Below are 24,818 nucleotides of genomic sequence, written 5' to 3'. Positions count from 1 at the left end.
GCTGCGCAGCGGCCCCAAAAATTTTGGGAGCGCTTCGCACTCCAGCGGGAGCAAGCTCCCTCGCCACAATGGTTTATGTCACTTTCACCCTGTCACACCTTGTCTCATCTTCGGTTATGCTCGCCCTTCGTCGTGAATCAACGGAGCCCCCATGACCGCTGCCCGCCTGCTTATCCCCCTAAGCCTTGCCCTGCTGGCCGGGTGCGCCAGTGCCCCCAAGCAAAACATCAGCGTAGACGCGCAAAGCGCCTGCCCGCTGCAGCTCAAGACCGGGCAAAACCTGATCCTTACCCTGCCGAGCAACCCCACCACTGGCTACCGCTGGGCCATCCAGGACTCCGCCGGTGGCGTGCTCCGCGCGCTGAGCCCCGAGGTCTACAGCAGCCGTGAATCCGGCGTGATCGGCGGCGGCGGGCAATCCACCTGGCGCTTCCAGGCCTTCGCCGCAGGCCAGGGCCGCTTGCGCCTGACCTCCCAGCAACCCTGGGAACCCGAAGCCGAACCTGCCGACACTTTCGACTGCGCCATTACGGTGAACTGATATGCCATGGATGATTCTTGCGTTGATGGGCGCCGGCACCTTTGTCTACGGCCTGGCCACCCACGCCACCTTACTGTGCCTGCTGGTCAAACCGCTGCCGGTGCTGGCGCTGCTGGGCTGGCTGCATGATGCACCGCCCACCGACTATCGACGCTGGATCAGCCTGGGGCTGATTTTTTCCCTGGTGGGCGACGTGCTGCTCGCCTGGCCGGGCGACCTGTTTATCTTTGGCCTCGGTGCATTCCTGTTTGCGCACCTGGCGTACCTCAAGGCCTATTTCAGTGATTGCCGGCGGTTGGCGCTGCTGCCATTGCTCTTGGCGCTGGGCGTCGGCGCTGTGCTGCTGAGCATCCTGATTTCCCACGGCCTTGGCGACTTGCTGATTCCCGTGGTGGTTTACGCACTGGTGATCAGCGCCATGCTCTGGCGTGCGCTGGCACGCCTGGGCAGCGACGTGCCCAAGCGCTCGGCGCTGCTGGCGGCGGCGGGCGCGGCGTCGTTTGTGTTTTCCGACACGCTGATCGGTATCAACCGGTTTGTGCTGGCGTTCGACGCGGCGCCGTATTTGTTGATCGCCACTTACTGGCTGGGCCAGTGGGGCATCACCGCGTCGGCGTTCAGCCAAGCGCCTCAGAGTTTGTCGAGCGTGAACAGATAACTGGTGATGACATAGGCCAATTGGTACTCGACGGCCTTTTTCAGCGCGGCCTTTTCCGCCTCTTTCTTGGCGTTCTTGGCCGGGTCCTTGTCGGGAATCCCATAGTCCAGACGGCGCAATTCGAGGTACAGGATCTTCATGGCATCGGCCAGGATGTCCGCGGCGTTACCGATGATGCGCATGTTGTCCCGTACGGGCAGCAACGCGCTGTTGGCGACCTCGTCATCCGCCTGTCTCCTGAGATCGAGAAACTCGGCGGGTTCGATCTTTTTGTCCTTGTTGATCTTCGCCAGCAGGGCTTTCAACTTCTTGTCGGTGACGGTCAGTTTCAGGCTCATGACTCCATCCTCGGAAAATATCAGACGCCTTGAATCTGAGCCCAGCCCAACTATCCGTCTACTGTCAGAATTAACAGGTGCCAAGCCCGCCTGACTAACGGTCCGATCAACCATGCATCCCACCGCCAACTTGGCTAAAATGCCGGCCTTTCCCCTTTTCGTCGCCGGAACAACCGTGAGCAAAGAACCCGATCGCCTATTCGCCCAGCCCCTGCCCCAGGTGCCGGACTTCGCCTTTAACGAGGACGTGGTGCGGGTGTTCCCGGACATGATCAAGCGCTCGGTGCCCGGTTACCCGACCATCGTCGAAAACCTCGGCGTGCTCGCGGCGCAGTTTGCCCAGCCCAACAGCGTGCTGTACGACCTGGGTTCATCCCTCGGCGCCGTGACCCAGGCCTTGCGCCGCCATGTGCGCACCGATGGCTGCCGGGTGATCGCGGTGGATAACTCGGCGGCGATGGTCGAGCGCTGCCGTGAATACCTCAATGGCCAGGACTCGATGTTCCAGGAGTTGCTGCCGGTGGACGTGATCGAGGGCGATATCCTCGCGTTGCACTTCCAACCGGCCTCGGTGGTGGCGCTGAACTTCACCCTGCAATTTATCGCCCCCGATGAGCGCCTGGCCTTGCTCGCGCGCATCCGCCAAGCGCTGCTGCCGGGGGGCGCACTAATCCTTTCGGAAAAGCTGCGCTTCAATGATCCCGAAGAACACGCGTTGCTCACCGATCTGCACGTCGCGTTCAAACGCGCCAACGGCTACAGCGAACTGGAAATCGCCCAGAAGCGCAGCGCCATCGAAAACGTCATGAAGCCCGACAGCCTCGAAGAACACCGCGAACGCCTGCTGGCGGCCGGGTTCTCGAAAGTCGTGCCGTGGTTCCAGTGTCTTAACTTTGCCTCGTTGATTGCCTTGCCATGATTGATCTGTCCCCCCTCGCCCGCCACTTGGTCGGCACTCCCTTGGCCGTGTGGGCCCAAGGCCTGCAAGCGCAACTCGATAGCAAGATGGAAAAAGGCCATGGCGACCTGGAGCGCTGGCAGAGCGCGCTGGATGCGCTGCCGAAGATCCAGCCCAGCGACGTGGATTTGCTCAACGGCCTGACCCTCGACACCGATTGCGACGACGAAACCCGCGCACAAATGCACACCGCGTTGATGGGCCTGAGCCCGTGGCGCAAAGGCCCGTTCCACCTGTTCGGCGTGCATGTGGACACCGAATGGCGCTCGGACTGGAAGTGGTCACGGGTGGCACCGCATTTGGACTTGAAGGGCAAACGCATCCTCGACGTAGGCTGCGGCAACGGTTACTACATGTGGCGTATGCTCGGCGCCGGGGCCGACAGCGTGATCGGCGTCGATCCGAACTGGCTGTTTTTCTGCCAGTTCCAGGCCGTGCAGCGTTACCTGTCAGAACCCAAGGCGTGGCACCTGCCGTTCCCGTTCGAAGACTTGCCGGCGAATCTGGAAGGTTTTGATACGGTGTTTTCCATGGGTGTGTTTTATCACCGCCGCTCGCCCATCGAGCATTTGCTGGCGTTGAAAGACACCTTGGTCAAAGGCGGTGAACTGGTGCTGGAAACCCTGGTGGTGGAAGGCGATCAGCAACAAGTGCTGGTGCCGGAAGACCGTTACGCACAGATGCGCAACGTGTGGTTCCTGCCGTCGGTGCCGGCGTTGATGCTGTGGCTAAGACGTGCCGGGTTCAGTGATGTGCGCTGTGTGGATGTGAGCGTGACCACGGTGGAAGAACAGCGTGGGACGGAGTGGATGAAGTACCAGTCGTTGAGTGATTTCCTTGATCCTGAAGATCACAGTAAGACGATTGAAGGGCTGCCGGCGCCGATGCGGGCCGTTATCATCGCTCGCAAGTAAGCGTGCGGTTTCACTGAATAAATAGAGATCAAAACTGTGGGAGCTGGCTTGCCTGCGATAGCGGTGTATCAGTCACTGATGAGTTGGCTGACAGATAGCTATCGCAGGCAAGCCAGCTCCCACATTGGTCTGCGGTGTTAGTTGGATTGTGGTTTGGCTCGGCGGGCCTTGAAGAACTCACTCAGCACCGTGCCGCACTCTTCTGCCAACACCCCACCTTCAAACAGCACCTTGTGATTGAGAAACCCCTGGGTAAAAAACTGCCCCTGGCTCTGCACAATCCCCGCCTTCGGCTCCAGCGCGCCGTACACCACCCGCGACACCCGCGAGTGCACGATCAAGCCAGCGCACATGCTGCACGGTTCCAACGTCACGTACAGCGTGCTGCCCACCAGCCGATAGTTGCTGATGGCCTGCGCCGCATCACGGATGGCGACCATTTCGGCATGGGCGCTGGGGTCGTTGCCGCTGATGGGGCAGTTGAAGCCGCGGCCGATGATTTCACCGTCCTGCACCAGCACCGCGCCCACGGGCACTTCACCCAGCGCGGCGCCTTGGGCGGCGAGGGCCAGGGCTTCGCGCATGAAGTCCTGGTCGCGGCTGCGGTCGATGATCGCCACGGGACGAAACTGGCGCATCACGCCACCTCGATGGCGGCCATCAGGCCGGTTTCCATGTGGTCGATCACGTGGCAGTGGAACATCCACACCCCCGGGTTATCCGCCACCAACGCCACGCGGGCGCGTTCGTTCTTGCCCAGCAGGTAGGTGTCGGTGAAGTACGGGATCACCTTGTGGCGGTTCGAGGCGATCACCTTGAAGCTCATGCCGTGCAGGTGGATCGGGTGCTGGTACTGGGTCATGTTCTTCAATTCGAAAATGTAGCTCTTGCCCTTCTCCAGCTTGGCGATCGGGCGGTCGGCGCAGGTCTTGTCGGTGATGTCCCAGGCCTGGCCGTTGATCTGCCACAGGCTGGGCGGCCGACCATCGTCGACCGAAACGGTGCCGACCCATTCGAAATTGAAGTTGAGTTTCTCGGCGTTGGCCAGGTCCGGCTCGGCAATCGGGTTGGCGGGCAATGCCGGCGGCCACTCGGTGGGCGCGTCGGTATTGGCCACGGAACGGAATGTACCCAGGCGTACCGGACCATTGCGGATCGACAGCTCTTCGCCGGCCGCCGGTGCCTTGATCGCCAGGCAAATGCGCATGCCCGGGCCCAGCCAGTATTCCTTGCCCAGTGGGCGCGGCTCGATGGGGTTGCCGTCCAGCGCGTAGATCTGCGCTTCGACGTCGGGAATGTTGATGCGATAAGTCAGGGTGTTGTCGAGATTGAGCAGGCGCACGCGGGTGATCTGCCCGGCCGGCAAGTCGATCACCGCCTGGGACACGCCGTTGATCGTCGACAAGCGCCCGGCCGTACCGCCACGTGCCGCTTCACGGGGCACGCTGAAGGCGACGAAAGCGCCCTCTTCGTCCACATGCCAGCTCTTCAGGCTAAGGGTGCGTTCGTGTTTGAAACCGGTGGGTTCGCGCTCTTCGATAATCAGCGGGCCTACCAGGCCACGGCCGAGTTCTTCGCTGCTGTTCACGTGGGGGTGATACCAGTAGCTGCCGGCGTCGGGCACGCGGAATTTGTAGTCGAAATATTCGCCAGGCAGCACCGGCAATTGGGAGACGTAGGGCACGCCGTCCATCTCCAGCGGCAAGCGGATGCCATGCCAGTGGATGGTGGTGGCGACCGGCAGGTGGTTGATAAAACGTACCCGCAGCCATTCGCCCTGGCGCACACGCAACTCGGTGCCCGGCGCGGAGGGGCCGAACGCCCAGGCTTCGGTTTTGTGGCCCGGCACCAGTTCCACGTCCAGCGGTGCGGCGATCAATTCGTAATCGTGGCCCGCCTCGGCCTCGGCGACTTTCCCCAGCCAGTAGCGATAGGCGCCACCGGCACCGACGCCCACTACGGCCAGGCCGGCAAGGCCACCCAGGATTTGTCGACGGGAAAAGGATCGGGACACAACAACCTCACGTATCAGCCGCAGGCCCAGGGCCTGCAAAGGGCAGATACGATACACCCGCATGGCCTAAACAGTAAGGCTTCGCATTGCCGCATGGCTGAATTCTGGACACACCAAAGGTCAACTGTGGAAGATCAAATGTGGGAGCGGGCTTGCCCGCGATTGCGGTGGGTCAGCCAATGCAGCTTTGACGGGTGTACCGCAATCGCGGGCAAGCCCGCTCCCACATTTTTTGATCTTCAGGGGTTTTTAGACTGTGTTGGGTCAGGCTTTGGCGGCGGCCAGGATCAGGGCCTTCATCTCGGCCACAGCACCTTTGAAACCGACAAACAGCGCATGCGCCACCAGCGCATGGCCAATGTTCAGCTCGTTAATACCTTTGATCGCCGCCACCGCTTCAACGTTGTGGTAGTGCAGGCCGTGACCCGCGTTGACGATCAGCCCTTCGCGCAGGCCAACGGCGACACCGTCGATGATGCGTTGCAGCTCATCGGCCACTTCGGTCGGGGTGGTGGCGTCGGCATACCGCCCGGTATGCAACTCGATGGCTGGCGCACCGACGCGGCGCGAGGCTTCGATCTGGCGCTCGTCGGCGTCGATGAACAGCGAGACTTCGCTGCCGATCTGCGACAGGCGATCCACCGCGGCCTTGATCCGCGCTTCCTGGCCCGCGACATCCAGGCCGCCTTCGGTGGTGAGTTCCTGGCGGGTTTCCGGTACGAGGCAGATGTGCGCCGGGCGGATGCGCTCGGCGAACAGCATCATCTCTTCGGTCACGCCCATTTCGAAGTTCATGCGGGTTTGCAGCACGTCCTTGAGCACCAGCACATCGCGCTCCTGGATGTGGCGGCGGTCTTCGCGCAGGTGCACGGTGATGCCGTCGGCGCCTGCTTCTTCGGCGTCCAGCGCGGCCTTGACCGGATCAGGGTAACGGGTGCCCCGGGCCTGGCGCAGGGTAGCGACGTGGTCGATATTGACGCCAAGAAGAATGCGATTGCTGCTGGTCACGGAAGCGCTCCTGAATAGGGAAAGAAACGCTGCACAGCATACACGGGGTTGTCAGGGCTTTCGAAACAACTCGCGACTGACCAGCGGCCGTCCGCCCAAGTGCACGGCCAAGGCTTGACGCATCAGGCGTTTGGCGGCGGATAAAGCGCCCGGCGCGCTCCAGTCTGCTTCGCTCATGGCCAGTAGCTCGGTGCCTTGGAACAGGCCGGGTTGCAGCAGGTAGACACGTTCCAGGCCCGCGTCCACTTGCAGGCGGTACATGCCGTCGGCGGCGATGGGGTCGCCATGCAGGTCGTTGGCCAGTTCGAAACCGTAGCCCAGGTCGTCGAGCAGGCGCCATTCGAAGGCACGCAGCAGCGGTTCCAGGGGACGGCCTTCGGCGAGGGCGAGCAACGTGGCGGCGTAGTGATCAAAGACGGCTGGGTGCGGGTCTTCGGCGGGGAGCAGGCGAATCAGCAACTCGTTGAGGTAAAGGCCGCTGAACAGCGCTTCGCCATTAAGCCAGGCGGAAGTGCCGACGCTTTCCAGGCGGCCGACGTTTTTCAACTCGCCCTTGCCGCGAAACTCCACGTCCAACGCCACGAACGGCCTTGCCTGCGTGCCCGCCTTGCCCCGAGCGCTGCGCAACACTGCGCGCAGGCGGCCTTGGGGCGTGAGGAAGTCCACCAGGGCGCTGGTCTCGCGGTAGGCGCGGCTGTGCAGGACGTAGGCGGGTTGGCTGAGGGGTTGGGACATGAGACGGGGAATCTCTAAAGAGGAAGAGCGCTTTTGTGGCGAGGGAGCTTGCTCCCGCTGGGCTGCGGAGCAGCCCCTATGTCAGCCACCGAGTTTTATCTGAAAAAACTCAGTGGTTTTGTTGGGGCCGCTGCGCGGCCCAGCGGGAGCAAGCTCCCTCGCCACAGCAAGCCCGCCAACCATTAAGCGGTGTGCTTACAGGTCGCCGTAGCCCAGGGAGCGCAGTGCACGCTCGTCATCGGACCAACCACCCTTAACCTTCACCCACAGGTTAAGCATGATCTTGGAATCGAACAGCAACTCCATGTCCTTGCGCGCCTCGGTGCCGATGCGCTTGATGCGCTCGCCCTTGTCGCCAATGATGATTTTCTTCTGGCCGTCACGTTCGACGAGGATCAGCGCATGAATGTGCAAGGTCTTGCCCTGCTGCTTGAACTCTTCGATTTCGACGGTGATCTGGTACGGCAGTTCGGCGCCCATCTGGCGCATGATTTTCTCGCGCACCAGTTCGGCGGCAAGGAAACGGCTGCTGCGGTCGGTGATCTGGTCTTCCGGGAAGAAGTGCTCGTTCTCCGGCAGGTGGCCGGCGATCACGCGCTCCAGGGCTTCGAGGTTGTGGCCGTGCTGGGCGGAGATCGGGATGATCTGCGCATTCGGCAGTTGTTCCTGCAGCCAGCTCAGGTGCGGCATCAGCTCGGCTTTGTCTTCGATGCGGTCGGTCTTGTTCAACGCGACGATCAACGGGCCGGTGACGTACTGCACACGCTCAAGGACCATCTGGTCTTCGTCGGTCCACTTGGTGCGGTCGACCACGAAGATCACCACGTCGACGTCTTTCAACGCTGCCGAAGCGGTCTTGTTCATGTAGCGGTTGAGGGCTTTCTCGCCACCTTTGTGCATGCCCGGGGTATCGACGTAGACCGCTTGCACGTTGCCTTCGGTCTTGATGCCCAGCATGTTGTGGCGGGTGGTCTGCGGCTTGCGCGAGGTGATCGCGAGCTTCTGGCCGAGGATGTGGTTCAGCAGCGTGGACTTGCCCACGTTCGGGCGGCCGACGATGGCAACATAGCCACAGCGTGTTGCGGTTGAATCAGTCATGGCCATTCTCCACGCCCAGGGCAATCAGTGCTGCAGCGGCCGCTACCTGTTCGGCAATACGACGGCTCACACCCTGACCTCGGCTTTTTTCGTTCAGTAAGGTGATTTCACATTCCACGAAGAATACGCGGCAATGGGGCTCACCCTGGATATCCACCACTTCGTAGCGTGGCAGTTCGCAACCACGGGACTGCAGGAATTCCTGCAGGCGGGTCTTGGGATCTTTGTTGGTATCGACCAGCGTGAGGCTTTCGATCTCGGAGGTCAGCCACGCGGTGACGCGTTCCTTGGCCGCTTCCATGCCTGCATCGAGGTAGATCGCACCGATCAGCGCTTCAAGGGCGTCGGCGAGGATCGACTCACGGCGGAAACCGCCGCTCTTCAGCTCGCCGGAACCCAGGCGCAGGTACTCGCCAAGGCCGAAACCACGGGCCAGCACGGCCAGGGTCTCGCCCTTCACCAAGCGTGCGCGCAGGCGTGACAGCTGGCCTTCACGGGCTTGCGGGAAGCGCTCGAACAGCGCCTCACCGGCGACGAAATTGAGGATGGCATCACCGAGGAATTCCAGGCGTTCGTTGTTACGCCCTGCAAAGCTGCGGTGTGTGAGGGCAAGGACCATCAATTCCTGGTCCTTGAAGGTGTAGCCGAGCAGACGCTCGAGACGTGCTAGAGAAACGGTCACGGTTTACCCATATCTGTGTGGTGGCACCGGCGGCCATCGACGATTGACGCAGTGTTCAAATTCAAATCCTGGTTGGTGCTGCATGGAGCCGGACATTTGTCCAAGCCCCAGAAAAGCATTCGGCGCTGTGTTCACAGCGCCGCCTGTATTACTTGATCAGCCCGACTCGCGAGAAGTTCGGCAAGTGGCTGAGCTTGGACTCCGGCCAACTCATCCAGACCGCGAAGGCCTTGCCGACGATATTCTCGTCGGGAACCATGCCCAGCATGTCCTTGGGAATGTTGGGATCGTTCCAATAGCGGCTGTCATTGGAGTTGTCACGGTTGTCGCCCATCATGAAATAGTGCCCGGCCGGCACTTTCCACTCGCCATCAGGCTGGCGGTAGCGCGACATTTCCTTGCGGATCTCGTGCTCCACCGCGCCGAGTTTCTCCTGGTACAGCTCGGCGCTGCCCAGGGAATTCGGCTCGGAACCGATCAGCTTCTCAGCCACCGATTCACCGTTGATGAACAGGCGCTTGTCGCCGGTGTAGCGGATCACGTCGCCCGGCAGGCCGATCACACGCTTGATGTAGTTGACGTTCGGGTCGCTCGGGAAGCGGAACACCATCACATCGCCGCGTTGCGGGTCGCCGACTTCAATGACCTTCTTGTCGATCACCGGCAGGCGAATGCCGTAGGCAAACTTGTTCACCAGGATGAAGTCGCCTACGTCCAGGGTAGGTTTCATCGACCCCGAAGGGATCTGAAACGGTTCCACCAGGAACGAGCGCAACACCAGCACGATGAACAGCACCGGGAAGAACGACTTGCCGTATTCAACCAGCAAAGGCTCTTTGTTCAGCTTCTCGACCACCACGGCATCGGGCTGGCTGACGCTGCCCTGATAGGACGCGATAGCCGCCCGCCGACGCGGGGCGAAGAACACCAGATCGAGCAACGCCAGGAGACCACAGACGGCAACGGCGATGACCAGCAACAGCGGGAAATTTAGTGACATAGGACCTAACTATCCAACCTGAGCACTGCAAGGAAGGCTTCTTGTGGAATTTCCACGTTGCCCACTTGCTTCATGCGTTTTTTACCGGCCTTTTGCTTCTCAAGCAGCTTGCGCTTACGGCTTACGTCACCGCCGTAGCATTTGGCCAGTACGTTCTTTCTGAGAGCCTTGACGGAGGTCCGTGCAATGATCTGCCCGCCAATGGCGGCCTGGATCGCGACGTCGAACATCTGGCGCGGAATCAGTTCTTTCATCTTCTCGGTCAACTGGCGACCTTTGTAGTGCGCGTTGTCCTTGTGCACGATGAGTGCCAGGGCATCGACCTTGTCGCCGTTGATCAGCACATCCAGTTTCACCAGATTAGCCGATTGGTAACGGTCGAAGTGGTAATCCAGCGAAGCATAGCCGCGACTGGTGGATTTGAGACGGTCGAAGAAGTCCAGGACCACTTCGTTCATCGGCAGATCGTAGGTCACTTGCACCTGGGTGCCGAGGAACAGCATGTCGTGCTGCACGCCACGCTTCTCGATACACAGGGTGATCACGTTGCCCAGGTGCTCTTGTGGCACGAGGATGTTGGCCCGCACGATCGGCTCGCGCATGTCTTCGATGGAAGACAGGTCTGGCAGCTTGGACGGGTTGTCGACGTAAATCGTTTCACCGGTTTTCAGCGCCAGCTCAAAAATAACCGTTGGCGCGGTGGTGATCAGGTCCAGGTCGTATTCGCGCTCGAGACGCTCCTGGATGATCTCCATGTGCAGCATGCCGAGGAAGCCGCAACGGAAGCCGAAGCCCAGGGCGTCGGAGCTTTCCGGGGTGTACTGCAACGACGAGTCGTTGAGGGTCAGCTTTTGCAGGGCTTCGCGGAAGTCTTCGAAGTCGTCGGAGCTGACCGGGAACAGGCCGGCGTAGACCTGCGGCTGGATGCGCTTGAAGCCTGGCAGCACGTCAACGTCGGGGGTGGAGCTCAAGGTCAGGGTGTCACCGACCGGTGCACCGTGGATGTCCTTGATACCGGCAATGATGAAGCCCACTTCACCGGCTTTCAGATCGGTGGTTGCGGTGTGTTTCGGGTTGAATACACCGACGCTGTCCACCAGGTGGATCTTGCCGGTGGATTTGACCAGGATCTTGTCGCCTTTCTTCACACGGCCGTGGCGCACGCGCACCAGGGACACAACGCCCAGGTAGTTGTCGAACCAGGAGTCGATGATCAACGCTTGCAGCGGATCTTCGTAGTTGCCGGTCGGCGCGGGAATGGTCTTGACCAGGCGTTCGAGCACTTCATCGACGCCCATGCCGGTCTTGGCGCTGCACTCGACGGCGTCGGTGGCGTCGATGCCGATGATTTTTTCGATTTCTTCTTTTACGCGGTCTGGATCGGCCTGTGGCAGGTCGATCTTGTTCAGCACCGGCATCACTTCCAGGCCTTGCTCGATCGCGGTGTAGCAGTTGGCGACGGACTGGGCTTCAACGCCCTGGCCGGCGTCTACCACCAGCAGGGCGCCTTCGCAGGCGGCCAGCGAGCGGCTGACTTCGTAGGTGAAGTCAACGTGGCCGGGGGTGTCAATGAAGTTCAGCTGGTACTTGATACCGTCTTTTGCTGTGTAGTACAGGGTAACGCTGTGGGCCTTGATGGTGATGCCGCGCTCACGTTCGAGGTCCATGGAGTCCAGGACCTGGGCTTCCATTTCACGCTCGGCAAGGCCACCGCACATTTGAATGAACCGGTCGGCCAGCGTCGACTTGCCATGGTCAATGTGGGCGATGATGGAGAAATTGCGGATATGACTCAAATCACTCACGGATCAACACTCAAAAAGGCTGCAGGCAGATTGCCCGCTGAAAAATAGCCGGGAATTGTACCTGATGCTCTGCCCGGGCGTCATCTTTGCTGACCAGAACAAAAATGCCCCGATCTCTCGAACGGGGCATTTTTTGAACATAAGCGCGCTATCAACCGGCTCGGCGCAACAACCAGAACCCGGCCACGGCGCAGATCGCGGTCGGCACCAGCACCGCAAACAGCGGCGAGAAGCCGAACACCAGGCTCGACGGGCCGAGCAGGTCCTGGGCGATGCGGAAGGTAAAGCCCACCAACACGCCAGTAAAGACGCGCTGGCCGAGGGTCACGGAGCGCAATGGGCCGAAGATGAACGAAATCGCCATCAGCACCAAGGCGGCGGTCACCACTGGCTGCAACACCTTGACCCAAAATGCCAGCCAGTAACGGCCGTTGTTCAGGCCCTGCTCCTTCAAGTAGTGGATGTAACTCCAAAGCCCGGAGATCGGCAGGCTTTCGGGGATCATCACCACGGTATTGAGCAGTTCCGGCTTGAGGGCGATGTCCCACGCCTCAGTCGGTGCGTTGATCACTTCGGTACTGGACTTGGTGCCTTGGCCCGCATTGCGGAAATACGTCGTGGTGATGTCGGTCAGTTGCCATTTCTCGGCGCTGTATTGCGCACGTTTGGCGAAACTGGACGACAACAGGTGGCGCTCCTTGTCGAAGGTGTAACGCGTCACGCCAATCAACAGGCCGCCGGGTTGCACGGCGTTGATGTGGATGAACTCGTCACCCTGGCGGTGCCACAGACCATGCTTGGAGCTTTGTGCATCGCCCGAACCCTGGGCCAGGGCGCGGTTGGCCTGGGCCGTGGTTTCGGCCGGTGGCGCGACATACTCGCCGATCAGCACGCTGCACAGCATCAGCAGCAGCATAGGTTTCATCACGGCCCAGACGATGCGGCCGATGGAAACCCCGGCGGCACGCATGATGGTCAGTTCGCTGTTGCTGGCCAGGCTGCCCAGGCCGATCAGGCAACCGATCAGCGCGGCCATCGGCATCATGTCGTAGAGGCGACGCGGCGCGGTGAGCGCCACGTAGCTCAGCACGTCCCATACGGTGTAGGTGTCGGTGACGTTGCCGACTTCATCAATGAAGGCGAACAACGAGGCCAGGCCCAAGATGATGCCCAATACCGCCAGGATGGCGATCAGTACGCTGCTACCAATGTAGCGATCGAGCTTAGCCACGAGCCAACTCCTTCTGGCCACGACGGCTCAACATTTTCAGACGGATAGGCTCCCAATAGAGCAGCCCCAGGCCAATCACCAGGAAGATCCCGTGAACCCACCACAGGCCCAGGGTCGGCGACAGCTTGCCCTTCTCCAGGGAACCGCGGGCAGAAATCAGGATGGTCAGGTACGCCATGTACAGCAGGATTGCCGGCAACAGCTTGAGGAAACGGCCCTGGCGCGGGTTGACGCGCGACAGCGGCACGGCCATCAGGGTCACGATAAACACCAGCAGCGGCAGGGAAATCCGCCATTGCAGCTCGGCGATGGAGCGCAACTCCTTGCTGCCAAGCAGTTCGGTGGTCGGGATGGCATCGCGATCGGTGACTTCGTCGCTGACGTCCGGGCGGGCCAGCAGCACGCCGTAGGTGTCGTACTTGATCGCACGGTAATCGGCCATGCCGGGGCTGCCGTCATAGCGGTAGCCGTTTTCCAGGATCAGGTAGCGGCTGCCGTCGGGGCGCACTTCCTGGCGGCCGGAGTCGGCCACCAGCACGGAGATGCCACGGTCTTTCTTGTCCTGGCCCAGGCGCTTCTCGGAGATGAACACCCCGCCGAGGTTGGCGCGGTCTTCGGTCATGGTTTCGGTGTAGGTGACCCGCGTGCCGTCATTGAGCGCCTGGAAGCGGCCCGGTTCGAGGGTATCGAACTCGGTCATGGCGTCCTGCTTGTTCAGCACCAACTGGAACTGCATGGCCCCCTGGGGCGCCAGGCTCAGACTCAGCCAGGCCACGATCAGCGCCACACCGGCGGCCGGGATCATGGTCATGCCCAGCAGGCGTTGCTGGCTCATGCCAGTGGCCGAGAGCACGGTCATCTCGCTTTCGAGGTACAGCCGGCCATAAGCCAGCAAGATCCCGAGGAACAGGCCCAGGGGCAGGATCAGCTGCAGGAACCCCGGCAGGCGAAAGCCCATGATCAGGAACAGCGACCCTGGGTCCAGGGCGCCAGAAGCAGCCTGGGCCAGGTATTTGACGAAACGACCACTCATGATGATGACCAGCAATACCGCACTCACGGCACTCAGGGTCAACAGGACTTCGCGGGACAGATAACGGAAGACGATCAAACCAGACACTCCAGGGTTGTCAGGCTAAGGCGGCCAAACAAGCAAGCATACCGAGTCGACCTGTTTGCACAGGCCGGCTAAAAAGATTGCGCATTATCCTGTGATTGGCCGCGCCTGTCACGGAGCATGCTCATTGACAGGGACAAAGCTTACGCCGAGGGTTGTCAGGCTCCGCCGCCGAGGTTCAAACTGCGGCCTTTGTCGCTGGCGGTTTACACAGCTGCCATGCATTAAAGCCTGCGTACAGACGCAAGGCTCTCAGACCTTTATAAGGGACCCGAAAATGGAATTGGTTGTAAAAAGCGTTAGCCCCGAAACGTTGAAAACCGCCACCCTCGTGGTCGCCATCGGCGAAGGCCGCAAACTCGGCGTTGCCGCCAAACAACTCGACGAACTGAGCGGCGGCGCCATCAGCGCGATCCTCAAGCGCGGCGACCTGGCCGGCAAAGTCGGCCAGAGCCTGCTGCTGCAAAGCCTGCCGAACCTCAAGGCCGACCGCGTATTGCTGGTGGGCGTGGGCAAGGACGCCGAACTGGGCGACCGCCCGTTCCGCAAGATCATCAGCGGCATCCTCACCACCCTCAAGGGCCTGGGCGGCAGCGATGCCACGCTGGCGCTGGATGAAGTCGTGGTCAAGGGCCGCGACAGCTACGGCAAGACCCGCCTGCTGGCCGAGAGCCTGGTGGACGGCGGCTATATCTTCGACGAGTTCAAGAGCACCAAGGCCGAACCGCGCGCCCTGAAGAAAATCACCCTGCTGACCATCAAGGCCGCCCAGGCTGAAGTGCAGCGCGCCGTGACCCACGCCACCGCCATCGCCAACGGCATGTCGTTCACCCGCGACCTGGGCAACCTGCCGCCGAACATCTGCCACCCGACCTTCCTCGGCGAACAAGCCAAGGCGCTGGGTAAAGAGTTCAAGGGCCTGAAAGTCGAAGTCCTCGATGAGAAGAAGATCAAGGAACTGGGCATGGGCTCGTTCTATGCCGTGGGCCAGGGCAGCGACCAGCCGCCACGCCTGATCGTGATGCAATACAACGGCGGCAAAAAAGCCGACAAACCGTACGCTCTGGTGGGTAAAGGCATCACCTTCGACACCGGCGGCATCAGCCTCAAGCCGGGCGCCGGCATGGATGAGATGAAATACGACATGGGCGGTGCCGCCAGCGTATTCGGCACCCTGCGTGCCGTGCTGGAGCTCAAGCTGCCGATCAACCTGGTGTGCATCCTGGCTTGCGCCGAGAACATGCCAAGCGGCGGCGCAGCGCGTCCGGGCGACATCGTCACCACCATGAGCGGCCAGACCGTCGAGATCCTCAACACCGACGCCGAAGGCCGCCTGGTGCTGTGCGATGCCCTGACCTACGCCGAACGCTTCAAGCCGCAAGCCGTGATCGACATCGCCACCCTGACCGGCGCGTGCATCGTCGCCCTGGGCTCCCACACCTCGGGCCTGCTGGGTAACAACGACGAACTGATCGAACAACTGCTCAGCGCCGGCAAGGCTGCCGACGACCGCGCCTGGCAACTGCCGCTGTTCGACGAGTACCAGGAACAGCTGGACAGCCCGTTCGCCGACATCGCCAACATCGGCGGCCCGAAAGCCGGCACCATCACCGCTGCCTGCTTCCTGTCGCGTTTCGCCAAGAACTTCAACTGGGCGCACCTGGACATCGCCGGCACGGCCTGGACCAGCGGCGGCAAGGACAAGGGCGCCACTGGCCGTCCAGTGCCATTGCTGACCCAGTACCTGCTGGATCGCGCCAAGGCCTGAAAATGAGAACCCCAGGGCGGCCTTTATAAAGCCGCCCTGGGTTCCAGGAACCGCAATGACCCAAGTCGACTTCTATATATTGCCCAGCGCCGACCCGCTCGCGCGCCTGGACTTTGCCTGCAAACTCACCGAAAAAGCCTGGCGCATGGGCCACCGCATCTACCTGCATTGCAGCGATGCCGCCCAACGCGACGAGCTCGACGCCCGCCTGTGGCGCTTCAAGGGCGAAAGCTTCGTGCCCCACGGCCCCGCCGAATCAGAACCCGAAGGCCTGGTGGTGCTGGGTTTGGGCGACAGCTGCGGCGATCACCATGACCTGCTGGTCAACCTCGACCTGAAAGTGCCGCCGTTCGCCAAGGCGTTTGCCCGCGTGGCAGAGGTGGTGGTGGAAGATCCGGCTATTCGTCAGGCCGCGCGGGAGAGTTTCCGTTTCTATCGCGAACAGGGCTATCCTTTGCAGGATCACCGGCTACAACGACTTTGAGTAAATGATGGACACTCCCAACCCTATAAAAAAAGACGACCACCTGCTGGACGACCTTGAGTCGATCCGCCAGTTGCTCGGTGATGATGACTTGCAACCGCCGCTGTTGACCGATTCGGTCGATGCCGAGGTACAGATTCCGCTGTTGTTCGACATGGTCGGCGCCAAGGCCGCTGCGCCGGCGCCGGTTGCCGCTGCTGTCGAACCCGCCCCCGCCGAAAAAGGCCCGGACGCCCTGCTGCTGCACCTGGACAACGAACTGCGCGCCGCCGCGCAGTTGATCATGCAAGACGTGATCGACGACTTCGCCCCGCATATCGAGACCGAGATCAAGCGCCGTCTGGATGCGCGGATGGAGCGGTTGCTTAGCCAATACCAGTCTTGAGACGGACATAGGTCTCCTGTGGGAGCTGGCTTGCCTGCGATAGCGGTGGATCAGTCAGTGCATCAATAACTGATCCACTGCTATCGCAGGCAAGCCAGCTCCCACATTGATTTGCATCGACCTCTAGACCGTCTTCAACTCGCCCTCCACGCCCTGCCCCGTTATACTTGCCGGCTTTCCTGAATAAATGCCAACTAGGGTCCCGCCGCGCATGGATAAGACCTACCAGCCGCACGCTATCGAAACTTCCTGGTACAACACCTGGGAATCCGAGAATTATTTCGCCCCGCAAGGCGCGGGCGATTCCTACACCATCATGATCCCGCCACCGAACGTCACTGGCAGCCTGCACATGGGCCATGGCTTCAACAATGCGATCATGGATGCGTTGATCCGTTTCCGCCGCATGCAGGGCCGTAACACCCTGTGGCAACCGGGTACCGACCACGCCGGTATCGCCACGCAGATGCTGGTGGAACGCCAACTCGAAGCCACCGGCCAGAGCCGTCACGACCTGGGTCGCGAGAAATTCCTGGAAAAGATCTGGGAATGGAAAGACCAGTCCGGCGGCAACATCAGCCGTCAGATCCGTCGCCTGGGTTCGTCCGTAGACTGGAGCCGCGAGCGCTTCACCATGGACGACGGCCTGTCGGAAGCCGTGAAAGAAGCCTTCGTGCGCCTGCATGAAGACGGCCTGATCTACCGCGGCAAGCGTCTGGTCAACTGGGACACCAAGCTGCACACGGCAATTTCCGACCTTGAAGTGGAAAACCACGACGAGAAAGGTTTCCTGTGGAACCTCAAGTACCCGCTGGCTGACGGCGCCAAGACCGCTGAAGGCAACGACTACCTGATCGTCGCCACCACCCGCCCGGAAACCATGCTCGGCGACGCCGCCGTCGCGGTTAACCCGAACGACGAGCGCTACCAGGCGCTGATCGGCAAATTCGTCGAGCTGCCGTTGGTCGGCCGTCGCATCCCGATCATCGCGGACGACTACTGCGACCCTGAATTCGGCACCGGCTGCGTGAAAATCACCCCGGCCCACGATTTCAACGACTACGAAGTCGGCAAGCGCCACAACCTGCCGCTGCTGAACATCTTCGACAAAAATGCTGCCGTGCTGCCAGCCTGCCAGGTGTTCAACCTGGACGGCACGCTGAACGAAAGCATCGACGGCAAGATCCCGGCCGAATACGCCGGCCTCGACCGTTTCGAAGCACGCAAGCAGATCGTTGCCGCCTTCGACGCCGCCGGCTTGCTGGTGAGCGTTGACGACCACGGCCTGAAAGTGCCGAAGGGCGACCGTTCCGGCACCATCATCGAGCCGTGGTTGACCGACCAGTGGTACGTGTCCACCAAACCGCTGGCCGAGCCTGCGATTGCTGCCGTGGAAGACGGCCGCATCCAGTTCGTGCCAAAACAGTACGAAAACATGTACTTCTCGTGGATGCGCGACATCCAGGATTGGTGCATCAGCCGTCAGCTGTGGTGGGGCCACCGCATTCCGGCCTGGTACGACGAGTCGGGCAAGGTCTACGTCGGCCGCGACGAAGCCGAAGTGCGTGCCAAGCACAACCTCGGTGCCGACATCGCACTGCAACAAGACAACGACGTACTGGACACCTGGTTCAGCTCAGGCCTGTGGACGTTCTCCACCCTGGGCTGGCCGCAGCAGACCGAATTCCTCAAGAAATTCCACTCCACCGACGTGCTGGTCACCGGCTTCGACATCATTTTCTTCTGGGTTGCCCGGATGATCATGCTGACCATGCACCTGGTGAAGAACGAGGACGGCACGCCGCAAGTACCGTTCAAGACCGTGTACGTACACGGCCTGGTGCGTGATGGCCAGGGCCAGAAGATGTCCAAGTCCAAGGGCAACGTCCTGGACCCGCTGGACATCATCGACGGCATCGACCTGGAAACCCTGGTGCAAAAACGCACCTCGGGCCTGATGCAGCCGAAACTGGCGAAGAAGATCGAGAAGCAGACCCGCGACGAGTTCGCCGACGGCATCGCCAGCTACGGCACCGACGCCCTGCGCTTCACCTTCTGCTCGCTGGCGTCCACCGGTCGCGACATCAAGTTCGACATGGGCCGCGTCGAAGGCTATCGCAACTTCTGCAACAAGATCTGGAACGCGGCGCGCTACGTGCTGGACAAAGGCGAAGACTGCGGCCAGAACGGCGAAGCCTACGAGCTGTCCCTGGCGGATCGCTGGATCATCTCCCAGCTGCAACGCACCGAAGCCGAAGTGACCCGCCAACTCGACCAGTTCCGTTTCGACCTGGCGGCACAAGCCTTGTACGAGTTCATCTGGAACCAGTACTGCGACTGGTACCTGGAACTGTCCAAGCCTGTGCTGTGGGACGAAAACGCCCCGGTCGAACGCCAGCGCGGCACCCGCCGCACCCTGGTGCGCGTGCTGGAAGTGGCGCTGCGTTTGGCACACCCGTTCATGCCGTTCATCACCGAAGAAATCTGGCAGCGCCTGGCGCCGCTGGCCGGTATCGAAGGCAAGACCATCATGCTGCAACCTTGGCCCGTGGCCAACGAAGCGCGTATCGATGAGGCCGCCGAAAGCGATATCGAATGGCTCAAGACCCTGATGCTTGGCACGCGCAACATCCGCGCCGAGATGAACATCGGGCCGGGCAAGCCACTGGCAGTGTTCGTGAAGAACGCCAGCGCTGAAGACCAGCGTCGCCTCACCGAGAACGATGCGCTGCTCAAGAAGCTGGCGAAGCTGGAGTCGATCACCGTATTGGCTGCCGACGCCGAAGCACCGCTGTCCGCCACCGCACTGGTTGGCGAGATGGAAGTGCTGGTGCCGATGGCCGGCCTGATCGACAAGGGCGCGGAACTGGCCCGTCTCGATAAGGAAATCGCGCGCCTGCAAGGCGAAGTGCAGCGCGTGGGCGGCAAGCTGTCCAACGCGGCATTCGTCGACAAGGCCCCGGCCGAAGTGATCGACAAGGAACGCGCCAAACTGGCCGAGGCCGAACAGGCCCTGGGCAAGCTGGCGGAGCAACATGCGCGGATTTCCAGCCTGTAAGCTGCAATCTGTGTAGAAAAGAGGCCTTCGGGCCTCTTTTTTTTCACCTTGAAAACCCAATCAATGTGGGAGCTGGCTTGCCTGCGATGCAGACAACTCGGTCCTTCAGCAGGCCAAGGTGATGCCATCGCAGGCAAGCCAGCTCCCACAGTTGACCGAGTAAGGCTCAAGATGTGTGACAATGCCCACCACTTTGAGCCAACACCAGAATCATCATGACCGCCCCCAGCACACCCAAACCTCCGCGCAAGAAGCCTAAAACCGCCGCCACGGCCAAACCCGTTGCGCCGCGCAAAGAGGCTACCTTGCACCCGCGCAACCGCCACACAGGCCGTTACGACTTCCCGGCGCTGATCAAGACCACGCCGGAACTGGCGAAATTCGTGATCCTCAACCCGTACGGCAAAGAGAGCATCGACTTCGCCAGCCCGGATGCAGTGCGGGTGTTCAACCGGGCGCTGCTCAAGTCCTTCTATGGCATCCAGCACTGGGACATCCCGGCCGACTACCTGTGCCCACCGGTGCCAGGGCGTGCAGACTACGTGCACTTCCTCGCCGACCTGCTGGCCAGCGTCAACGACGGCAAGATCCCCCGTGGCTCCATCGTCAAGGTGCTGGACATCGGCATGGGCGCCAACTGTGTCTACCCGCTGATTGGCTACATGGAATACCGCTGGAACTTCCTCGGCTCGGAAGTCGACCCGATTGCTGTGGCCGCAGCCAAGGCTATCGTGCAGTCCAATGACTTGAGCAAGGTCATCCAGCTGCGCCAGCAGACCAACCCCAAGCAGATCCTGCTGGGCCTGTTGGAGCCTGGCGAACGCTTTGACCTGACCATGTGCAACCCGCCGTTCCATGCGTCCATGGACGAAGCCACCAAAGGCAGCGAGCGCAAATGGCGCGCCTTGGGCAAGGCGGATCCCAAGCGCAAGTTGCCGGTACTGAACTTCGGTGGCCAATCGGCCGAGCTGTGGTGTGAAGGCGGCGAAGCGCGGTTTGTGACGCAACTGATCGCCGAAAGCGCGCATTTTGCCCACAAGGTGTTGTGGTTCAGCTGCCTGGTGTCAAAAGCGTCAAACCTGCCCGCGATCGAAACAGCCCTGAAAAAGGCCGGCGTGCTGGAAAGCCAAGTGGTGGAAATGTCCCAGGGGCAGAAACAAAGCCGATTCGTCGCCTGGACCTTCCAGACCAAGAACGAGCAGCAGATCTGGCGCCAGCGTTGGGTTCGCGACTGACAAATCGCAGGCAATAAAAAACCGTGCCCGGATCGCTCCGAAGCACGGTTTTTTTTGCTGCGTCTTACTTGTTAACAGCGTCGGTCAGGCTTTTGGCCACAACCAGCTTGATAACTTTCTTGGCAGCGATTTCGATGGCAGCGCCAGTCGAAGGGTTACGGCCAGTACGGGCAGGACGCTCGCTCACTTTCAGTTTGCCAACACCTGGCAGAGTGATTTCCTGAGCGTTTTCCAGCTGATCAGCAACGATCTGGGACAGTTGCTCCAGAACTGCACGCACCTGAACCTTGGTGGTGTCGGTGGATTCAGCGATATCAGCGATCAGTTGGTCTTTAGTCAAAGCCATTGTGGTGTTCCTTCCCTATCAAATTCATATGGATTGCAGAGTGCAGTGTCAGCCATCGAGCCCGACCGTCTAGGCCTGGCACCCCTGACCATAACCACGAAGTTCGGGGTTATAGATGCTTGAAACGGGGATTGGTTCGACCTGACAGATGCTGAATGCACGCTTAACGCCGAGACTTGGCGTAAGACGGGGCAAAACTAGCACAGAGACGGGGAAATATCCGCTTCTACCTACCCATTTGGTCAGCTTTATCGCTCTAAACCGTGAAAAAAAGGAATATGCCTCGTCGGAGAGGACCAAAACGGCCTTCGGAGCACGTCTTGCCCAATGGGTGCGGTACACTGGGCGACTTTTCGGGGAGGCCAACCGCTCCCCTTCAACCAGCCGAGAAGCCTATGCCGATCCGTCATTGCATCGTCCACCTGATCGACAAAAAACCCGACGGCACCCCCGCAGTTCTCCACGCCCGTGATTCGGAGCTGTCCGAATCGGCTGCCATCGAGAACATGCTTGCCGACCTCAACGAGAGCTACAACGCCAAGCAAGGCAAGGCCTGGGGGTTCTTCCATGCCGAGTCCGGTGCGCACCCGTTCAGTGGCTGGTTGAAGGAATATTTCGACGGTGGCCAGGATTTCACCACCTTCAGCCGCACTGCCGTCGAGCATCTGCAAAAGCTGATGGAAGAGTCCAACCTCTCCACCGGCGGCCACGTGTTGTTTGCCCACTACCAACAAGGCATGACCGACTACCTGGCCATCGCCCTGCTGCACCACAGCGAAGGCGTGGCGGTGACCGATGAGCTGGACGTGACCCCGTCGCGCCACCTGGACCTCGGCCAGCTGCACCTGGCGGCGCGGATCAACGTGTCCGAGTGGCAGAACAACAAGCAGTCCAAGCAGTACATCTCGTTTATCAAGGGCAAGAACGGCAAGAAGGTCTCGGAGTACTTCCGCGACTTTATCGGCTGCCAGGAAGGCGTCGACGGCCCGGGCGAGACCCGTACCCTGCTCAAGGCGTTCAGCGACTTCGTTGAAAGCGAAGACCTGCCGGACGAATCCGCCCGCGAAAAAACCAAGACCCTGGTGGACTACGCCAGTAGCCAGGCCAAGCTCGGCGAACCGATGGGCCTGGAAGAGCTGTCCGGTTTGATCGATGAAGATCGGCCTAAGGCGTTCTATGACCACATTCGCAACAAGGACTACGGCCTGTCGCCGGAAATTCCAGCGGATAAGCGCACCCTCAACCAGTTCCGTCGCTTTACCGGCCGCGCCGAAGGCTTGTCCATCAGTTTTGAAGCGCACCTGCTGGGTGACAAGATCGAGTACGACGAAGCCGCTGGCACCTTGATCATCAAGGGCCTGCCGACCCAACTGACCGACCAGCTCAAGCGCCGCAACTGATGCTGGGCGGGGTCTTTAAAAAAGTCCTGCTGGTGTTGCTGGTCGTGGTGGTGATCCAGAACTGGGGCAAGATCGAGCGGGTGTTCAACCCGTCGCAGGTGGTGTCGGAGCAAACCCGGGCGTCGGCGCGGGTGGTGCTGTATTCCACCGAGTGGTGCGGGTACTGCAAGCAGATCCGCCGCTTCCTCGATCAGAAGGGCATTCCGTACCAGGCGTTCGATATCGACAAGGACGCCCAGGCGCGCAAGGCCTATGAGGCGTTGGGCGGCGGCGGGATTCCATTTGTGGATGTGAACGGCACGTTGATTCGCGATTACAACCCTGACGCGATCATGGCTGCACTGAAGTAACCCGAGCCAGCTTGTGTGGAGCTGGCTTCTGTGGGAGCTGGCTTGCCTGCGATGCAGACACCTCGGTTTATCAGGGACACCACAGTGAAGCTATCGCAGGCAAGCCAGCTCCCACAAAAAGCTCGGATGCGCCTAGCGCACCACGATCATCCGCCCCAGCACATGGTGCTGCTCGAAGCCCAGCACCGCCTGCAACGCATTCAGCACTGCCTGCGGGTCTTTGCTGGGGAAGCTGCCACTGACGCGCTTGGCGCCCATGTCGTCGCTGAGCAACAGGATGCGACCCGGGTAGTAACGTTCCAGGTCCTTGACCACATCGGCCAATGGCGCCTTGTAATAGTTGAGCCAACCGTCGCGCCAGGCCAGGCGCGATTCGCTGTCTACCGGGTGCATAGCATCGGCGACACCCTCGGCGTAGGCCACTTGCTGCCCGGCGGTAAGAATCTGCTGCTGACCCTGCTTGGACGGCGTCACCCCTACTCGCCCAGACAACACCGTCACCTGCGCCCCCGCCGGTTGCAGACGCACTTCGAATTGTGTGCCCAGCACCCGCGCTTCACCGCTGCCGGCCTGCACCACAAAAGATTCACCCGTATGGGTCACGCTGAAAAAACCGGCGCCACGGCGCAATTGGATATGCCGCTCGCCATGGCTGAAATCCACGGCAATTGCACTGTCGGCATCAAGGGTGACTTGGGATTTATCGGCCAGGGTGACGGTCTTCACCTCCCCCGGCGCGCTCACATAATCGGCGCCAAAGTCATCGACCCAACGCGACGGTTGCCAACCTGCGCCCATGCTTACCATCAGTAGCAGGCACGCAGCCATCGCCAGGGCACCGGACCAGCGCAGCGTCCGTGCACGTTTCGCGGTGTTCATCGCATTCAGGTAACCCTGCAACGCCAGCGCCTCTTCGTCCGCGAGTTTTCGCGCAGGCACTTCACTCAATTCCCACACCACCTGGGCCTGCGAATAGGCCTCGACGTGGGCCGGGTCAGCGCGCAGCCAGTGGCTGAACGTGGCCTGGTCGCCGCTGCTGGGTTGGTCGTGCAACAGGCTCAGCCAGGCCAGCGCGGCGTGTTCCTGGTCGGGCGTGGGGGTGCGGTTCACGGTGCTTTCCCTGGCGTGCGTGGGGGTGATGGCTCACGAAGGCTGGCTTTGCAGGCTTCGAGGGCACGCATCATATGTTTTTCCACGGCACTTTGGGACAGGCCCATGGCCTTGGCGATTTCCGCGTACTTGCGGCCGTGGATGCGGTTGAGCAGGAAAATCTGCCGGGTACGCTCCGGCAGGCTGCGCAACGCAGCTTCGACATGGCGCAAGTCATTGCCCGCCTCCAACGCCGCCTGGGGTTCGGAACCCTGGTTGTCCTGCTGTTCGGGCAGCCAGCCTTCGCTGCTGCGCACCCGTGCACCTTCGCTGCGCAGGTGGTCGATGGCGATATTGCCGGCGCAGCGCAGCAGGTAAGTGCTGAGTTCTTCGACCTGCACCAGCGGGCGTCGCCAGAAGCGCAGGAACAGGTCCTGCACCAAGTCGGCAGCCGTGGCGCGGCAGCCGACGCGGCGATTGACCAGGGCTTCCATCTGCGAACGCTGTGAGAGAAACACCTGTAGGAAATGCGCACGCCCACCCGCTGATTCAGCGCGCTGGCTGTCCTCGGACTCCGGTGGGGTGCTGATCATCATGGGCGGCG

At 61.1% G+C, this 24,818-nt stretch carries 25 protein-coding genes; 11 read left to right on the top strand and 14 right to left on the bottom strand.

Annotated elements, in window-relative coordinates; translation table 11 throughout:
* Positions 1-151 precede the first annotated feature (151 nt).
* Together ACU688_RS07810 and ACU688_RS07805 are read left to right on the top strand one after the other, a co-directional pair.
* Complete coding sequence (locus ACU688_RS07810) at positions 152-541, top strand: protease inhibitor I42 family protein (protein ID WP_017735972.1); 390 nt, start codon at positions 152-154, stop codon at positions 539-541.
* Position 542: 1 nt separating this feature from the next.
* A complete protein-coding gene (locus tag ACU688_RS07805) occupies positions 543-1,199 on the top strand; it encodes a lysoplasmalogenase (protein WP_448184266.1) in 657 nt (218 codons plus the stop codon).
* On the opposite strand, the gene ACU688_RS07800 is transcribed toward ACU688_RS07805, so the two are convergent.
* Entirely contained in the window at positions 1,172-1,537 is a 366-nt protein-coding gene (locus tag ACU688_RS07800) for a hypothetical protein (protein WP_448184265.1), read from the bottom strand. The two genes, ACU688_RS07805 and ACU688_RS07800, sit on opposite strands and share 28 nt — an antisense overlap.
* 139 nt (positions 1,538-1,676) lie before the next feature.
* Here ACU688_RS07800 and cmoA point away from each other — a divergent pair, with 139 nt between their 5' ends.
* The gene (gene cmoA / locus ACU688_RS07795; RefSeq protein ID WP_448184852.1) at positions 1,677-2,456 is read left to right on the top strand and encodes a carboxy-S-adenosyl-L-methionine synthase CmoA; all 780 of its coding nucleotides are present in this window, start codon (positions 1,677-1,679) and stop codon (positions 2,454-2,456) included.
* Positions 2,453-3,409 (top strand): tRNA 5-methoxyuridine(34)/uridine 5-oxyacetic acid(34) synthase CmoB, encoded by a 957-nt coding sequence (gene cmoB / locus ACU688_RS07790; RefSeq protein WP_448184264.1) that lies wholly within the window; start codon positions 2,453-2,455, stop codon positions 3,407-3,409. Before cmoA ends, cmoB begins: the two co-directional genes overlap by 4 nt.
* A gap of 137 nt (positions 3,410-3,546) precedes the next feature.
* Here the strand turns inward: cmoB and tadA are convergent, their stop codons facing one another.
* From tadA to lptF, 10 genes are all read right to left on the bottom strand, one after another.
* On the bottom strand, positions 3,547-4,047 hold the full coding sequence (tadA, locus tag ACU688_RS07785) for a tRNA adenosine(34) deaminase TadA (protein ID WP_448184263.1): 501 nt from the start codon (positions 4,045-4,047) through the stop codon (positions 3,547-3,549).
* Positions 4,047-5,423 carry a multicopper oxidase family protein gene (locus ACU688_RS07780; RefSeq protein ID WP_448184262.1) on the bottom strand — a complete coding sequence of 459 codons (1,377 nt, stop codon included), beginning with the start codon at positions 5,421-5,423 and terminating at the stop codon, positions 4,047-4,049. Before ACU688_RS07780 ends, tadA begins: the two co-directional genes overlap by 1 nt.
* Before the next feature lie 264 nt (positions 5,424-5,687).
* On the bottom strand, positions 5,688-6,431 hold the full coding sequence (pdxJ, locus tag ACU688_RS07775) for a pyridoxine 5'-phosphate synthase (protein WP_207039937.1): 744 nt from the start codon (positions 6,429-6,431) through the stop codon (positions 5,688-5,690).
* Positions 6,432-6,482: 51 nt separating this feature from the next.
* On the bottom strand, positions 6,483-7,166 hold the full coding sequence (gene recO, locus ACU688_RS07770) for a DNA repair protein RecO (RefSeq protein ID WP_448184261.1): 684 nt from the start codon (positions 7,164-7,166) through the stop codon (positions 6,483-6,485).
* A gap of 195 nt (positions 7,167-7,361) precedes the next feature.
* Positions 7,362-8,264 carry a GTPase Era gene (gene era, locus ACU688_RS07765; protein ID WP_017734281.1) on the bottom strand — a complete coding sequence of 301 codons (903 nt, stop codon included), beginning with the start codon at positions 8,262-8,264 and terminating at the stop codon, positions 7,362-7,364.
* Positions 8,257-8,946, bottom strand: coding sequence for a ribonuclease III (rnc, locus tag ACU688_RS07760; protein ID WP_026136456.1), 690 nt, complete (start codon positions 8,944-8,946; stop codon positions 8,257-8,259). Before rnc ends, era begins: the two co-directional genes overlap by 8 nt.
* 148 nt (positions 8,947-9,094) lie before the next feature.
* The gene (gene lepB, locus ACU688_RS07755; protein WP_017734283.1) at positions 9,095-9,946 is read right to left on the bottom strand and encodes a signal peptidase I; all 852 of its coding nucleotides are present in this window, start codon (positions 9,944-9,946) and stop codon (positions 9,095-9,097) included.
* A 5-nt stretch (positions 9,947-9,951) separates the two neighbouring features.
* Complete coding sequence (lepA, locus tag ACU688_RS07750) at positions 9,952-11,751, bottom strand: translation elongation factor 4 (RefSeq protein ID WP_448184260.1); 1,800 nt, start codon at positions 11,749-11,751, stop codon at positions 9,952-9,954.
* A gap of 151 nt (positions 11,752-11,902) precedes the next feature.
* Positions 11,903-12,982: an LPS export ABC transporter permease LptG gene (gene lptG, locus ACU688_RS07745; RefSeq protein ID WP_305432824.1), complete on the bottom strand. Its 1,080-nt coding sequence runs from the start codon at positions 12,980-12,982 to the stop codon at positions 11,903-11,905.
* On the bottom strand, positions 12,975-14,093 hold the full coding sequence (gene lptF, locus ACU688_RS07740; protein WP_448184259.1) for an LPS export ABC transporter permease LptF: 1,119 nt from the start codon (positions 14,091-14,093) through the stop codon (positions 12,975-12,977). The genes lptG and lptF overlap by 8 nt, the downstream gene beginning before the upstream one ends.
* Positions 14,094-14,376: 283 nt before the next feature.
* Here lptF and ACU688_RS07735 point away from each other — a divergent pair, with 283 nt between their 5' ends.
* The 5 genes from ACU688_RS07735 to rlmF all read left to right on the top strand — a co-directional run bounded on the left by ACU688_RS07735 (position 14,377) and on the right by rlmF (position 21,029).
* Entirely contained in the window at positions 14,377-15,867 is a 1,491-nt protein-coding gene (locus ACU688_RS07735) for a leucyl aminopeptidase (RefSeq protein WP_124527338.1), read from the top strand.
* 55 nt (positions 15,868-15,922) lie between these two features.
* The gene (locus ACU688_RS07730) at positions 15,923-16,351 is read left to right on the top strand and encodes a DNA polymerase III subunit chi (protein ID WP_012722396.1); all 429 of its coding nucleotides are present in this window, start codon (positions 15,923-15,925) and stop codon (positions 16,349-16,351) included.
* A gap of 7 nt (positions 16,352-16,358) precedes the next feature.
* The gene (locus tag ACU688_RS07725; protein ID WP_448184851.1) at positions 16,359-16,736 is read left to right on the top strand and encodes a DNA polymerase III subunit chi; all 378 of its coding nucleotides are present in this window, start codon (positions 16,359-16,361) and stop codon (positions 16,734-16,736) included.
* 211 nt (positions 16,737-16,947) lie between these two features.
* Entirely contained in the window at positions 16,948-19,794 is a 2,847-nt protein-coding gene (locus ACU688_RS07720) for a valine--tRNA ligase (RefSeq protein ID WP_448184258.1), read from the top strand.
* Between the two features lie 215 nt (positions 19,795-20,009).
* On the top strand, positions 20,010-21,029 hold the full coding sequence (rlmF, locus tag ACU688_RS07715) for a 23S rRNA (adenine(1618)-N(6))-methyltransferase RlmF (RefSeq protein WP_207039942.1): 1,020 nt from the start codon (positions 20,010-20,012) through the stop codon (positions 21,027-21,029).
* Between the two features lie 64 nt (positions 21,030-21,093).
* Here the strand turns inward: rlmF and ACU688_RS07710 are convergent, their stop codons facing one another.
* Positions 21,094-21,375, bottom strand: a complete 282-nt coding sequence (locus ACU688_RS07710; RefSeq protein ID WP_448184257.1) for an HU family DNA-binding protein — start codon at positions 21,373-21,375, stop codon at positions 21,094-21,096.
* Positions 21,376-21,770: 395 nt separating this feature from the next.
* Between ACU688_RS07710 and yejK the strand changes: the two genes are divergently transcribed.
* A complete protein-coding gene (yejK, locus tag ACU688_RS07705) occupies positions 21,771-22,775 on the top strand; it encodes a nucleoid-associated protein YejK (RefSeq protein ID WP_003171997.1) in 1,005 nt (334 codons plus the stop codon).
* Positions 22,775-23,125, top strand: a complete 351-nt coding sequence (locus ACU688_RS07700) for a glutaredoxin family protein (RefSeq protein WP_448184256.1) — start codon at positions 22,775-22,777, stop codon at positions 23,123-23,125. The genes yejK and ACU688_RS07700 overlap by 1 nt, the downstream gene beginning before the upstream one ends.
* A 132-nt stretch (positions 23,126-23,257) precedes the next feature.
* Here the strand turns inward: ACU688_RS07700 and ACU688_RS07695 are convergent, their stop codons facing one another.
* Both ACU688_RS07695 and ACU688_RS07690 read right to left on the bottom strand, forming a co-directional pair.
* Complete coding sequence (locus ACU688_RS07695; RefSeq protein ID WP_448184255.1) at positions 23,258-24,235, bottom strand: FecR family protein; 978 nt, start codon at positions 24,233-24,235, stop codon at positions 23,258-23,260.
* Positions 24,232-24,810: an RNA polymerase sigma factor gene (locus ACU688_RS07690; protein ID WP_124527346.1), complete on the bottom strand. Its 579-nt coding sequence runs from the start codon at positions 24,808-24,810 to the stop codon at positions 24,232-24,234. Before ACU688_RS07690 ends, ACU688_RS07695 begins: the two co-directional genes overlap by 4 nt.
* Positions 24,811-24,818: the final 8 nt, after the last annotated feature.

The sequence above is a fragment of the Pseudomonas acericola (SeqCode) genome (genome assembly GCF_053456465.1).
This window is presented reverse-complemented; position numbering and strand designations above follow the sequence as displayed.

Coding starts and splice junctions, on each gene's coding strand:
- ACU688_RS07690 (WP_124527346.1), bottom strand. CDS start 24,810: ATGATGATCAGCACCCCACCGGAGTCCGAGGACAGCCAGCGCGCTGAA.
- ACU688_RS07800 (WP_448184265.1), bottom strand. CDS start 1,537: ATGAGCCTGAAACTGACCGTCACCGACAAGAAGTTGAAAGCCCTGCTG.
- ACU688_RS07725 (WP_448184851.1), top strand. CDS start 16,359: ATGGACACTCCCAACCCTATAAAAAAAGACGACCACCTGCTGGACGAC.
- era (WP_017734281.1), bottom strand. CDS start 8,264: ATGACTGATTCAACCGCAACACGCTGTGGCTATGTTGCCATCGTCGGC.
- ACU688_RS07805 (WP_448184266.1), top strand. CDS start 543: ATGCCATGGATGATTCTTGCGTTGATGGGCGCCGGCACCTTTGTCTAC.
- lepB (WP_017734283.1), bottom strand. CDS start 9,946: ATGTCACTAAATTTCCCGCTGTTGCTGGTCATCGCCGTTGCCGTCTGT.
- ACU688_RS07720 (WP_448184258.1), top strand. CDS start 16,948: ATGGATAAGACCTACCAGCCGCACGCTATCGAAACTTCCTGGTACAAC.
- ACU688_RS07700 (WP_448184256.1), top strand. CDS start 22,775: ATGCTGGGCGGGGTCTTTAAAAAAGTCCTGCTGGTGTTGCTGGTCGTG.
- ACU688_RS07735 (WP_124527338.1), top strand. CDS start 14,377: ATGGAATTGGTTGTAAAAAGCGTTAGCCCCGAAACGTTGAAAACCGCC.
- ACU688_RS07730 (WP_012722396.1), top strand. CDS start 15,923: ATGACCCAAGTCGACTTCTATATATTGCCCAGCGCCGACCCGCTCGCG.
- recO (WP_448184261.1), bottom strand. CDS start 7,166: ATGTCCCAACCCCTCAGCCAACCCGCCTACGTCCTGCACAGCCGCGCC.
- rlmF (WP_207039942.1), top strand. CDS start 20,010: ATGACCGCCCCCAGCACACCCAAACCTCCGCGCAAGAAGCCTAAAACC.
- cmoA (WP_448184852.1), top strand. CDS start 1,677: ATGCCGGCCTTTCCCCTTTTCGTCGCCGGAACAACCGTGAGCAAAGAA.
- cmoB (WP_448184264.1), top strand. CDS start 2,453: ATGATTGATCTGTCCCCCCTCGCCCGCCACTTGGTCGGCACTCCCTTG.
- ACU688_RS07710 (WP_448184257.1), bottom strand. CDS start 21,375: ATGGCTTTGACTAAAGACCAACTGATCGCTGATATCGCTGAATCCACC.
- ACU688_RS07810 (WP_017735972.1), top strand. CDS start 152: ATGACCGCTGCCCGCCTGCTTATCCCCCTAAGCCTTGCCCTGCTGGCC.
- tadA (WP_448184263.1), bottom strand. CDS start 4,047: ATGCGCCAGTTTCGTCCCGTGGCGATCATCGACCGCAGCCGCGACCAG.
- yejK (WP_003171997.1), top strand. CDS start 21,771: ATGCCGATCCGTCATTGCATCGTCCACCTGATCGACAAAAAACCCGAC.